A 12,573-nucleotide genomic window follows, 5' to 3' on the forward strand; every position below is an offset into this window, starting at 1 on the left:
CCTGAAGTAGCGGGCGCCCGGCTCCTTCCGTTCATGGAAGGGCCGGGCGCTTTCGCTTACGGTGCCGGGCCGTGAGCCCTTCCAAGCCCGGCCGCAACGACCCGTGCCCGTGTGGCAGCGGGAAGAAGTACAAGGCCTGTCACGCCGCCGAGGACCGCGCGAAAGCCGCGCCGCCTCCCACCGCCCCCGCCCACCCGCTGAAGCAGGACCTGGAGGCGGCCATGTCGCTTCTGGGCGACGCGGACGTGTCCCGCCTGTCGCAGGCGCTGGAGCACCTGGGCGTGCTGCTCCAGGCCGCGGGGCCCCAGCCGGGGCTGAGATACGACGACAAGGCCTTCAGCGACCACGTGGGCCAGGCGCTCGCGAAGCTGGCCGCGCAGGAAGGCCTGGACGCGATGGAGGCGCGCAACAGCCTGCGCGTGGGCGTGGTGCGGGAGCTGGGCACGCGCGGCTACCAGGAGAAGCTGGGCGCGGGGCTGCTCGCGCAGGCGGCGAAGGGTGGACGCACGCCGGAGGAGCGGCGCGCGCTGTGCGTGGGCGCGCTGCTGGCCACGGCGGCGAAGAAGACGGGCAAGGTGCGGCCGGAGGACAACCCCGTGCTGGACGTCGTCTTCGACGTGCAGTTCCGCGAGTGGAGCCAGAAGCACGCGGAGGTGGTGCGCAAGTACGAGTCCCTGGTCGCGCAGATGGAGCCAGAGGCCCTCACGCCCGAGGCCTCGGAGGCGCTGCGCAAGGCGGAGGCCGGCGAGCTGGACGCGCTGGTGAAGCACGTGCAGGCGGACCCCGCGCTGGTGGAGCGCATCTCGCGCGAGGCGAAGGAGCGCGCGCAGCGGGTGGAGGCGAAGCTGCGCGACCCGGCCACGCCGTCCGTCTTCTCCCCGGAAGAGGAGCTGTGGCTCACCGTCGCGCTGTGGGAACCGCTGCGCGCGATGAAGTCCCAGCCCAAGGAGCCGGAAGGAAGGCGGCAGGTCATCGCGGCGCTCTTGCGAGCCGTGAAGGGCGCCGTGGACGCGGACTTCCTCGAAGGGATGCTGGAGCGCATGCGCGACGGAGCGAAGGACCCGGCGGCGGACGAGCCCACACGAGAGTGGCTCACCGACGCGGCCATCGCCTTCGAGGCGGAGCCCGCGCGGCTGGTGCTGGCGGCGCTGCTCACCGCGCGGCAGGAGGCGAAGGGACGGAGCGCGGAGGAGATGGTGGCGCTCGCGGACCTGAAGGCCCTGCCCGCGTGGACGCCGGAGCAGCTGGAGCCCTACCGGCAACTGCTGGAGAAGGAGGGCCGCGCGGCCGGCGCCCAGCGGATCCGCCGCGCGCAGGACTGGCTGCGCGAGCACCCCGTGCAGCTGGACGCGGAGGCCTGACGCGCTTTCAGACGAAGAGCGCCTTCGCGGTCTGCTGGAGGCGCTCCGTGCCCATGCGCATGAGCTGGCCCTTGAGGCCGGGCTGGCTCACGACGTGCCGCTCGAAGGCGGCGCGCTCCAGGCGCAGCACCACGCACGGAGTCTTCGTGCGCACCGTCGCGGACACGGGCTTGTCCAACAGCAGGGAGATTTCGCCGAACACGTCGCCTTCGCGCAGCTCCGGCAGCAACACGATGCGGCCCGGCTGCTCCAGCGACAGCTGACACTGGCCGCGCAGCAGCAGGTAGAAGGCGTCGCCCGGCTGCCCTTGCGTGAGGAGCACCTGGCCCGCGGGCACGGCGCGCAGGTCGAACTCGCGCGACATCGCCTGCTTCAGCGCGGGCGACAGGTTGGTGAACAGGGGGCTGGTCCGCAGCAGGTTGTCCACCAGCCGGCGCTGGTAGAAGGCCTGCACGGCCGCGTCCACCTCCGGGTGCGCCGCGCTGACGCGGGCCAGGGAGGAGCGCTTGAACTCCAGCAGCACGGAGCGCTCACGCACCTCCACGCTGGCCAGCCTGGGCCCTTCGGATACCAGCGCCACCTCGCCGAAGAAGTCCCCCGGCCCCAGCGTGGCCACGACCTGCCGCGCGTTGCCCTCCACCCGGCGCGTCACCTCCGCGCGGCCCTCCACCAGCGCGAACATGGAGTCGCCCGGCTGCCCCTCCTCCACCACGCGCTGGCCCGGCCAGAAGGCGCGCACCTCCAGCGCCTCCACCAGCGCCACGAAGGCGTCGCGCCCCACGCCGGACAGGACGGGCACGCCCGCGTCCTTGCCGTCGGGCACCCAGGCGAAGGTGGGGGCCAGCGCGCCGGGCGGCAGGGCGAAGCGCTCCGCCAGGGCGCGCACCGTCTTGGGACGCGCGCCGCGCAGGCCTCGCGACAGCACCGTGGCGGCCACCGCGCGCAACAGCCCTCCCGCGCGCATCCAGGCGAGCGCCGCGTCGTCGTAGGCGTGGGCGGCCTCCGGGGTGCGCTCCAGCCACTCGAGCAGCTCGGCGACGCGCTGGTGGACCTCCGCGTCCCCCGGCTCCGCGCGCAGGGCGTCCTGGTAGCCGGCCAGCGCCGCTTCGAGCTTCCCCTCGGCGGCGAGCGTCGCCGCCTGGGCCTTCAGGGACCGCGCGTGTGGGGAGTCCGCCATGCGGGCCTCTGTAACCCAGCCGCGCCGCGCACGCATCCGTTCGGCGGTCCCGACGGGGTGTCACCGAACACCACCCGCCGGGGTGTCCCTTGTCACACCCCGGATTTTCAGCTGCTCAGGTCCCGGACGCGCTCCGCCAGGCTCTGCGTGAAGAGGCGGTAGATGCGCAGGGCCGCGGCCTCGTGCGTCTCCAGGAAGTATTGGAAGTCCGTCCGCGTGACGCGCAGGGCGCGCACCACCGTGTGCGCGCGCACGTGCGCGGACACCGGGCCATCCAGGATGAGGGAGATTTCGCCCAGGAACGCGCCCGGCCCCAGCATGTTGAGCTGGCGCGCGTCCGGGCCCGGACCGGTGGACACGCTCACCATGCCCTCCAGCAGCACCACCAGCCCCATCCCCTTCGCGCCCTTCTCCAGCACCGTCGTGCCCGCCGGCACCAGCACGGGCCGCGCCAGGCGATAGAGGTCGCGCATGTCTTCCAAAGACAGACCATCGAAGATGGGAATGGCTTTCAGATAGCCATAGCCATCCACCACCGGCTGCGCCTTCTCCGCCGCGACCGAGCCCTCCGGCGCCGACGCGAGCCCCAACTGCTGGAGCAGCCGCGCCTGCTCCGCCTGGAGCAGCAGCAGCCCCGCCCCCGACGCGTGCTTGATGCCGTCCGCCAGGAGCACCAGCGCGCGCCACGTCGCGCCCTCCGCGTCCAGCAGCTCACACATGCGCAGCACCGCCTCCGGCCGCTGCGAGTCGTCCGCGGGCACCGCGCGCAGCATCTCCAGCTCCGCGTGCCCGTTGCCCAACACCCGGAACACCTGCGCCGCCTCCATGGGCCGGTGCATGCGGCCCAAGAGGTGCGCCAGCGACTCGCGCGCGCCCAGCGCCTGGTACAGCGACAGCGCCTGCTCCAGCGAGCCGGCCCGCTCGAAGGCCGCCGCCGCGCGGGCCTGCTCCCCCACCCTCAGCCACGCTTCCGCAGCCAGGAGCGGCGCTCCCGCCTGTTCGTACAGCGGCGCCGCGCCCCCGTCGTCTCCATCCGATTCCAACAGCCGCGCCGCGCCCGCGAAGTCGCGCGCCTGCCGCAGCACCTCCACCAGCCGGGCGCGCGTGTCGGCGGGCACCACCAGCGCCTCCTCCAGGACCCGCTCGCGCTGAGCCGCGCCCATCGCCTCGTAGGCACGCACCGCGTCCTCCACCGCGCCCTTCATCACCCGCGCCCACACGCCCCGCGTGACGCTGGAGCCAGGGCCCACGGCCACGTCACCCACGTTCGAATCGTCTGGAGTCACGGCCTTGTCGTCCCTCCCGGACACCCTGGCGGACAAAGGGGGTCCACGCCTGGGTCCGGGCTCCTGATTCCGTAGCATTCTGAAACAGGGAAAGCCAGCCAGCGCGGTGAAGAGCGGCAGGCCTTGGGCACACTGTCCACCGCGTGAATCGGATGCGCAAAACCTGAGAGGTTGGGGTGGGCGCGAACCCTGCGCTTCAGGGTGGCTGTCTTGCGTGAGAGGGATTCCCCACCTTCAGGCATCCCTGCCCCAGGGACTCCTACCCAAGGTGTCTTCCCTCATGACGTCGCGCCCCGCTTCCTTCCGTTCTCTCAAGGTCCTGGAGTCGTCCCACTCGCGCCGCGCGCTGGACCTCTTCGCGCGAGGCGGCTGCCTGCTGATGCTCGCGTCCGGAGCCGCCCGCGCCAACGAGCCTGAGGCCCCCGAAGCGCCGGTGCAGGCCGAAACCCAGGTGCAGGCCGAGGCGCCGGCGCGAACCGGGGCGCCTGTGCAAGGGGACGCGGCCCCGGCGGATGACGCGGTGTGGGGCGAGGAGGCGCTGGCGCAGGCGGAGCTGCCGGCGTCGATGACGGACGCGGCGCGGACGCTGGAGGATTCGCCGGTGGTGGTGTGCTCGGGGTCGCTCCAGCAGGTCTACCGTCCCGGGCTCCTGCTCACCACGCCCCGGAACTCCGTGCAGCGCGAGTCGCTCCAGTTCAGCGGCTGCCCGGTCAACGACGGCGTGGTGATGACGGCCGTCGGAATGGAGACCCAGCACCTGAAGCGCGCGACCTGCATCGGCGGCACGGGCGGCGCGTCCACCGCCACGGTGACCTGGTCCAATGGGGAGAAGTCCTCCGTGAAACTGAACCGCGTGGAGGCTGTCGTGGACGGAGGGATGCAGGTCTTCACGTCCGAGGGGACCATCGGCTCCGGGCGTCACGCGGGCCACGGTGTGCGCATGGTCACCGCCGTGCCCACCCTCACCACGCTGGCGGCCTGCGTCCAGCCGTCGGGCCTCACGGCGAACGTGGGTGTCGCCACCCTCACCGTCCTGGACCTGCCCACCGGGGAGCAGTGACCGCGCGCCTGCTCCTCTGCTGAGCGGAGCACTTCCGGGCCGCACCCACCGCTATGCAGGCGCGGGCCGGGCGTTATCGTGGGGGGCCATGAGGCCTGCCCCGGAGCGCCGGATGCGAACGCGACGAATCACGGGGGGTTGGAGGGGGGCGGCGGTGGCCGGACTCCTGGGCTCGGGCTCGGCGTGGGCGCACGCGGGCCTGCCGGAGACGTCCAACGTCACGCTGCGGCGCGGCCACTCCGAGGACTTCTTCGTGGGGGCCACGTTCGGCGCGGTCATCTCGCGCGACAGTGGGCGGACGTGGCGCTGGGTGTGTCCGGATGCCATGGGGTATGGCGGCTGGCGACCGGAGTCCTTTGTCTGGCGCGGGACGGGGGAAATCCTGGCGGCCACCGGCAACGCGCTGCTGTCCTCGAAGGACGGCGCGTGTTCGTGGACGTCACACCCGGCGTTCAAGGACACCTGGGTGACGGGGCTCGCGGCGCACCCCACGGATGACGCGGTGCTGTACGTGGCCACGGGCCGCTCCACGTCGGCGACGAACGGGGTGTTCCGCTCGGACGACGGCGGGGAGACGTGGCGGCCGCTGGGGCTCCAGCGCGCGGGGGTCCTCTTCTCCTCGGTGCGTGTGTCCACCGCGGATCCGCGCGCGCTCTACGTGTCCGCGTCGGACACGACACGCATGTACCTGTTCCGCAGCGACGACGCGGGCGAGACGTGGGAGGAGTTGCCGCAGGCCTTCCCGGACCTGGTGCGCCCGTTCGACTTCGTGGTGACGGCGACGGACCCGGTGGCGCCGCTCGGCGTCTGGGCGCGAGTGTCCGCGCAGGGCTACACGCACATCCTGCACAGCACGGACGGCGGGCGCACCTTCACCGCGCGCACGGGCGCCGGCATCGACGACGTGTTCATCAACATGGACGTCTCCGCCGACGGAGGCACCACGTGGGTGTCCACGTACAACTCCTTCTTCCGCAGCCAGCAGGGCGGGCCCTTCTCCAAGCTGGTGCTGCCCACCGGCAACGCGTGCGTGACGCGCGTGGGAGACGTCATCTACGGCTGCGGCTCGCCGTGGCTGCATGACTGGTCGCTGGCGCGCAGCACCGACGACGGCACCACGTGGGAGCCCCTCTTCAGCCTGGAGCAGATCCAAGGCAGCCATCAGTGCCCTGTGGGCACGCCCGTGCGGGAGCTGTGCCCGTCGCGCTGGCCCCAGGTCGCGGAGACGATTGGCGCGCCGCTCTACCCGGATGGCGTTCCGGACGCGGGCGTGCCGGATGCGGGCGTTCAGCCGGTGGAGGACGCGGGCACGCCTTCCGACCCGAAGCCGAAGCCGTCCTCCGGCTGTGCCGCCGCGCCCGCGGGCATGCTGCTTCCGCTGTTCCTGATTCCCTTGCTTCCATCGACGCGCCGCGGCCGGCGGCGCGAGGCCCCATGACCATGAAGCTGAAGACGTCCCTGCGCTGGAGTACCGCCGCGGCCGCGCTGCTCGCCCTGAGCGCGTGCAATGGCGATGACGAGGAACCCCAGGTCACCGAGTGCGAGGAGCCCCTGTACGCGGGCGGCGCCACGGACGAGGCATGGCGCACGCTGGTGGATGCGCGGAACCAGCCCCAGGACAGCTCGCGCGCGGTGACGCTCACGTCGCCCGAGTCCGAGCAGGCCTACTGGACGGACCAGTCCGCGCCGCTGTGGCAGTGGATGTCCCCACTGCGCGCGTCGCTGGAGCGCCCGAGCCACACCCCGCCCCTGCTGGAGGGCCGCCCTCGCGAGTCGAAGCGCTCGGTGCTCGCATGGCTGGGGAACTGGATACTGCCCACCGCCGAGGCCCACCTGCCGCCGTACACGGGCGACCTCTACTGGGTGAAGGTCCATGCCGCCGGGCGCGAATGCCCCATCGCGCAGGTGTTGACGTCGGAGTTGCAGTGGCAACTGGATGACGGATCCTGGCAGACGGTGAAGGACGCGGCTGGCAAGGCGCTGACGGTGCAGGTGGTGAGCGCGTACCTGGTGCAGAACCGCATCACGGAGGGGCCGTACTCGCTGGGGACTCCGGTGCCCTTCGCGATGGGGAGGACCAAGTGAGGCGCGCGGTCTGGCTTTGCGCGCTGGCGCTCGGCGCGTGCCAGGAGAGCGAGCCGCCGGAGCCGGGCACGGGCGTGCCCGAGCTGACGTACGCGGATCCGAACCCGTGGACGCGGGGAGGGACGACGGTGCCTCCTCCGGGGCCGTCCGGGCGGCTGCTGGTGACGAACAGCCTGGATGACTCCGTGAGCCTGCTGGACATGGACGGGCTGGGGACGCCGGGCTGGGGCGAGCTGGCGCGCGTGCCGGTGGGGCTCCACCCAGTGGAGCTGGAGGGACCGCACCACACGGCGGTGTCGCCCGCTGGCGACTATTACTACGTGGGCATCTCCAACTACGTGCCTGGAGGCGGCTCGGGTCCTCATGGCGCGCATGGGACGGGGACCGCGGACGGCTACTGCCTGAAGCTGAGCGCGAAGGACAACCGGCTGGTGGCGTCCACGCGCGTGGACCGCAACCCGGGGGACGTCATCGTCAGCGCGGACGGGCGCACGCTGTACCAGACGCACTTCGACCTGCTGCGCATCGCGGACGTGGCGCGGAAGGGCGGGCCGGAGGAGGACATGGTCGCGCGCCTGGTCATCCTCGACGCGGAGACGATGACGGTGAAGGAGCGGGTGAAGGTGTGCCCCGCGCCGCACGCGGTGCGCCTGTCCGCGGATGAGCGCACGGCGTACGTGGCGTGCTGGTCGGACGAGGTCGCGGTGGTGGACCTGGCGGCGGCGGGCATGCCGGTGACACGCGTGAAGGTGGCGGCGGGCTCGGGCACGGCGGTGAATCCGCGCCATCAGCCGTACGCGCTCACGGTGTCGCCCACGACGGGGGACGTGTGGGTGAGCTCGCTCGCGAGCAAGCAGGTGCAGGTGCTGGAGCCCGGGACACGCACGATGAACCCGGAGCGCACGGTGTACCTGCGCGGCGCGCCCATGTTCGGCGCGTTCACCCAGGACGGGCGCACGCTCTACCTGCCCTATCAGCAGGAGGACGCGGTGGCGGTCATCGACGCGGCGACGTCCACGGTGCAGCGCACGGTGCAGCTGTCGCAGGCGGGCTGTCTCAACGTGCACCAGTTCATGCTGACGCCGGACGAGCGCCACGGATTGGCGGTCTGTGAAGGGGACCACATCGGCCCGGGCACGTTGCACGTCGTGGACCTGGCGGAGGGCACGGTGCTGTCCACGGTGAAGATGGGCATCTTCCCGGACTCGGTGAGCCTGCTGCGGGGGCAGCCATGAGGGGCCTGCGTGGAGGAGTGGCGGCGCTGCTCGTGGGTGTGTTGGCCGGGTGCGGTGGTGACACGGCGGGGCCCCAGGCCGCGGCGGACCATGGGAAAGCGCTGTTCCAGGACGCGTGGCTGTCGCCCAGCGAGTACAACACGTTCTCGTGCGCGACGTGCCATGTGACGACGCCGGAAGCGCAGGCGTGGCGCATCGACTCAGGGCACACGCTGTACAACGTGGCGGCGCGGCCGAGCTGGTGGGGCGGCAACGAGACGCAACTGCTGGACGCGGTGAACTTCTGCTACGTGAACTTCATGCGCGGGGTGACGAAGCTGGGGGCGGAGGAGCCGCGCTCCCGCGCGCTGTATGAGTACCTGTCGCGGATCAGCCCGGACGCGCAGGCACCGGCGCTGCCGTTCGCGGTGGTGAAGGACATCCAGGACGTGCCCCGGGGCGACGCCACGCGAGGCGAAGCGGTGTACCAGGCGGCGTGCCATCACTGCCACGGCGCGCCACACACAGGAGAGGGCCGGTTGACGGACTTCGCGTCGGTGCTGCCGGAGGTGACGCAGACCTACGACCAGGCCTTCCCAGGCATCCCGCACGCGCAGGTGGTCATCGAAAAGGTGCGGCACGGGCCGTTCTTCGGCGTGGGGGGCAACATGCCGCTCTACAGCACGGAGGCCCTGTCCGACGCGGACCTGGGCGCGCTGCTCACGTACCTGGGGCTGTAGCCGTGCGCTGAAGCCGTCTGACCGCTACACAGGCAAGGAGGGAGGCGCAGGGCATCCAGCCCCTGCCCATGCGCGCCCGGCCGCCGCACCTCAAGAGCATTCATGTCTTCGTCGGGTCCACAGGAGCACGGCCCTTCATCCGAAGAGCCCATGCCCACGAGGGGCCAGTCCCCTGCGTCCCTGGCCGAGCTGCTGAACACCGACCGCGAGGCGCTCCTGGAGGACTGGTGCGCCCGGGTGTCGCCCCTCTTCACCACCCTGCGCCTGTCACGCGAGCAGTTCGTCGACGCCCTGCCCGCCTTGCTCGATGAGCTCCACACCGCGCTCGTGGACGCGGAGGAGGACGCGGACGGCCTTCCCCCGCTCCACCACAGCGAGGCCGCTGGAGCCCACGGCCGCCTGCGCCTGCGCCTGGGCGCGGACGTGTCCCTGCTCACGCGCGAATACGCCCTCCTGCGCGACTGCATCCTGGCCCGGGCCGAGCGCGCCAACGTGGACGTGCCGCTGCATCAACTGCGCGTGCTCAGCGCCTGTATCGACAACGCGCTCGCCCAGGCCGTCATCCCGTTCGCGTTCGACAGCGCCGAGCGCCGCCACGCCGAGGTCGAGGATCGCGAGCGCTTCTTCCAACTGTCCCCGGACATGTTCAGCGTCGCGGGCATGGACGGGTACTTCAAGCGCGTGAACGCGTACTTCGTCCACGTGCTCGGGTGGAGCGAGGCGGAGCTCTACCAGCGCCCCTTCATGGAACTGGTCCACCCCGACGACCAGGCCTCCACCCGCGCGGAGATGCGCAAGCTGGCCCAGGGCATCCCCACCCTGCGCTTCCAGAACCGCGTCCGCACCCGCGACGGCCGCTACCGCTGGCTCGCGTGGGCTTCGCGCCCCGTGCCCGAGCTGGGCCTCATCTACGCCGCCGCGCGCGACATCACCGAACAGAAGACCGTGGCCCAGGAACGCGAACAACTGCTGGAGGCCGTGCGCGACAGCGAGGCCCGCTTCCGCAACATGGCGGACCACGCCCCCGTCATGCTCTGGGTGACGGATGCGCAGGGCTCCACGACGTACATGAACCGGGGCTGGTACGCCTTCACCGGCCAGACCGAGGCCACGGGCCTGGGCCTGGGTTGGTTCGACGCCCTCCACCCCGATGACCTGGAGCGCACGCGGCGGACCTTCACGGACTCCAACGCCGCCCGCCGGCCCTTCCGCCTGGACTACCGGCTGCGCGGCACGGACGGACACTACCGGTGGGCCGTGGACACCGGCTCGCCCCGCTTCGACGCGGACGGGAACTTCCTGGGCTACATCGGCAGCGTCATCGACATCTCCGACCGCAAGCAGGCGGAGGTGGAACGTGAAGCCCTGCTCGCCCGCGAGAGCGCCGCGCGCCACGAGGCGGAAGAAGCCAATCAGCTCAAGGACGAGTTCCTCGCCACCATCAGCCACGAGCTGCGCACGCCCCTCACGGCCATCCTCGGCTGGGTGCAGCTGCTGCGCACCGGCAACCTGCGAGAGTCCCGCCAGGAGCGCGCGCTGGAGACCATCGAGCGCAACGCGCGCGCGCAGGGACAGCTCATCGAGGACCTGCTCGACGTCAGCCGCATCGTGTCCGGCAAGCTCAAGCTGGACGTGGCGCCCGTGGACCTGTCCGCGGTGGTGCAGCAGGCGCTCGAGTCCGTGCGGCCCGCGGCGGACGCGCGCCACATCGAGGTGCGGGCCACGGTGGACACCTCCAGCTGCGTGATGGGCGACCCGCACCGGCTCCAGCAGGTGGCGTGGAACCTGCTGTCCAACGCGGTGAAGTTCACGCCCAAGGGCGGCCACGTGCGGCTGGTGGTGTGCCGGCGCGACTCCATCGTGGAGCTCACCGTGGAGGACACCGGCCAGGGCATCTCCGAGGCCTTCCTCCCCCACGTCTTCGAGCGCTTCCGCCAGGCCGACAGCGGCAGCACGCGCAAGACGGGCGGGCTGGGACTGGGGCTGTCCATCGTGCGCCACATCGTGGAGATGCACGGCGGCACCGTCTCCGCCGCCAGCGACGGCGCGGGCCGGGGCGCCACCTTCACCGTGCGGCTGCCCCTGTCCGTCACGCAGTGGCGCGACCCCGCCATGCCGCCGTCGCCGAAACCTCCCGTGGCGGAGCGGATGCCCACGCCCCCGCCGGAGCTGGGCGGCGTGCGCGTGCTCGTGGTGGATGACGAGGAGGACGCGCGCGAGCTCCTGCGCACGCTCCTGGAGGACAGCGGCGCCCACGTGGTGACCGCGGGCTCCGCGATGGAGGGGCTCCAGGTGCTCCAGGCGGAGCATCCGGACGTGCTCGTCTCCGACATCGGCATGCCGGTCACGGACGGCTACGGCTTCATCGAGCGCGTGCGCGCGCTGTCCGCAGAGAAGGGAGGCCACACCCCGGCGGTGGCCATCACCGCCTACGCCCGCTCGGAGGACCGCACCCGCGTGCTGCGCGCCGGCTTCCAGAGCCACGTGCCCAAGCCGGTGGAGCCCGGGGAGCTGCTCGCCGTCATCGCCTCGCTCGCGGACCGGTACCCCGCGCTTCCGAAGGCGTGACGGCCCCCGGCCCGGGTGGAACGCCTGACACGCCCGGGCCCCGGCGAGGCCTCCGGCGCCGGTGGAGGCCCGGCCTTCCGGCCACTGGACGCGCGCGGCGCTCGGGGCCGAGCAGCCCACGGCCCACGTAGGACGCCGGACACGGCGCCACGCATCCTCCTGGCCAGCGGGCGGGGACAGGGCTTACCTTTCCCACAATGCGTCCGCCGCCCGGACAACTGGCGATGTTCGACGCCCCGGCGCCCGGGCGTGAGCCGGCGCGCTCGCGGCTGCCCTCGCGCGAGGACGCGCTGCCCCGGGCCGCGGACCTGGCCCGGCGCATGTCCGCCCTGCTGGGCCAGCCCGTGCACCTGCGCCTGACGGACAACCGCGCCACCCTGGTGAGCTACCGCCGCCTCCCCGAAGGCGTGCGCCTGCGCCTGCACCACCTCTTCCTGGACGCGCCCGACACCGTGGTGCGCGCCCTGGCCCTCTACGTGTCCGGCGACACCGCCGCCCGCGAGGTGCTGGAGGCCTTCAGCCACGCCCACCACGACCAGGTGCGGCGGGAGCGCGGGCCCGGCGCCCCGCTGCGCACGCGCGGCCGCTGCTTCGACCTCAAGGCCGTCCAAGCCCGGCTGGACGCGGCGTACTTCGACGGGCGCGTGCACGCCGTGGAGGTGGGCTGGGCCCGCCGTCCCGCGCGCCGCACCCGCCGCACCATCCACCTGGGCGGCTACGACGCACGCCTGCGCGAGGTGCGCGTCCACCCCGCGCTGGACCGCCCCACCGTGCCCGCCTTCGTCGTGGACTTCATCGTCTTCCACGCCCTGCTGCACGCGGACCTCGCCGCCGGCCATGCCGGCCAGGACGCCGGCCCCGACACCCACGACACCCCCGACGACGCCGGCCGCTGCGCCGCGGAACACACCGCTGACTTCCTCGCGCGCGAGGCCGCCTTCCCCCTGCGCGAAGCCGCCTGGCGCTGGCTCCTGGAAAACCTGTCGTCGCTGCGGCGCGGGTGACCACCCGTCCCACCCGCTGCCATGTTTCAGACATGTCACGGCCGCCGTGACATGCCCTCCCCCCTGTCTCTTATACAC

The 12,573-nt window shown here is 72.4% G+C and carries 10 protein-coding genes; 8 read left to right on the plus strand and 2 right to left on the minus strand.

Annotated elements, in window-relative coordinates:
* Window positions 1-71: 71 nt before the first annotated feature.
* A complete protein-coding gene (locus D7Y21_RS22825; RefSeq protein ID WP_120567516.1) occupies window positions 72-1,361 on the plus strand; it encodes a YecA family protein in 1,290 nt (429 codons plus the stop codon).
* Between the two features lie 7 nt (window positions 1,362-1,368).
* Here D7Y21_RS22825 and D7Y21_RS22830 read toward each other — a convergent pair whose 3' ends face one another.
* Together D7Y21_RS22830 and D7Y21_RS22835 are read right to left on the minus strand one after the other, a co-directional pair.
* Window positions 1,369-2,538 carry a cyclic nucleotide-binding domain-containing protein gene (locus D7Y21_RS22830; protein WP_120567515.1) on the minus strand — a complete coding sequence of 390 codons (1,170 nt, stop codon included), beginning with the start codon at window positions 2,536-2,538 and terminating at the stop codon, window positions 1,369-1,371.
* Between the two features lie 107 nt (window positions 2,539-2,645).
* Window positions 2,646-3,860 (minus strand): cyclic nucleotide-binding domain-containing protein, encoded by a 1,215-nt coding sequence (locus D7Y21_RS22835; RefSeq protein WP_121715672.1) that lies wholly within the window; start codon window positions 3,858-3,860, stop codon window positions 2,646-2,648.
* A 244-nt stretch (window positions 3,861-4,104) separates the two neighbouring features.
* Here D7Y21_RS22835 and D7Y21_RS22840 point away from each other — a divergent pair, with 244 nt between their 5' ends.
* The 7 genes from D7Y21_RS22840 (at window position 4,105) to D7Y21_RS22870 (ending at window position 12,495) form a co-directional block, all read left to right on the plus strand.
* Entirely contained in the window at window positions 4,105-4,884 is a 780-nt protein-coding gene (locus D7Y21_RS22840) for a hypothetical protein (protein WP_121715674.1), read from the plus strand.
* A gap of 154 nt (window positions 4,885-5,038) precedes the next feature.
* Window positions 5,039-6,322: a WD40/YVTN/BNR-like repeat-containing protein gene (locus D7Y21_RS22845; RefSeq protein ID WP_370039058.1), complete on the plus strand. Its 1,284-nt coding sequence runs from the start codon at window positions 5,039-5,041 to the stop codon at window positions 6,320-6,322.
* Window positions 6,319-6,969: a hypothetical protein gene (locus D7Y21_RS22850; RefSeq protein WP_370039060.1), complete on the plus strand. Its 651-nt coding sequence runs from the start codon at window positions 6,319-6,321 to the stop codon at window positions 6,967-6,969. Before D7Y21_RS22845 ends, D7Y21_RS22850 begins: the two co-directional genes overlap by 4 nt.
* Entirely contained in the window at window positions 6,966-8,204 is a 1,239-nt protein-coding gene (locus D7Y21_RS22855) for a YncE family protein (RefSeq protein WP_121715681.1), read from the plus strand. Before D7Y21_RS22850 ends, D7Y21_RS22855 begins: the two co-directional genes overlap by 4 nt.
* On the plus strand, window positions 8,201-8,923 hold the full coding sequence (locus tag D7Y21_RS22860; RefSeq protein ID WP_121715683.1) for a c-type cytochrome: 723 nt from the start codon (window positions 8,201-8,203) through the stop codon (window positions 8,921-8,923). Before D7Y21_RS22855 ends, D7Y21_RS22860 begins: the two co-directional genes overlap by 4 nt.
* Before the next feature lie 150 nt (window positions 8,924-9,073).
* Entirely contained in the window at window positions 9,074-11,491 is a 2,418-nt protein-coding gene (locus tag D7Y21_RS22865; RefSeq protein WP_158619450.1) for a PAS domain S-box protein, read from the plus strand.
* Window positions 11,492-11,715: 224 nt separating this feature from the next.
* Window positions 11,716-12,495: a hypothetical protein gene (locus D7Y21_RS22870; protein WP_121715685.1), complete on the plus strand. Its 780-nt coding sequence runs from the start codon at window positions 11,716-11,718 to the stop codon at window positions 12,493-12,495.
* The last annotated feature ends 78 nt before the right edge of the window (window positions 12,496-12,573 follow it).

The sequence above is a fragment of the Corallococcus sp. AB045 genome (assembly GCF_003668895.1).
In the GTDB taxonomy this organism is placed as follows: Bacteria; Myxococcota; Myxococcia; order Myxococcales; family Myxococcaceae; genus Corallococcus; species Corallococcus coralloides.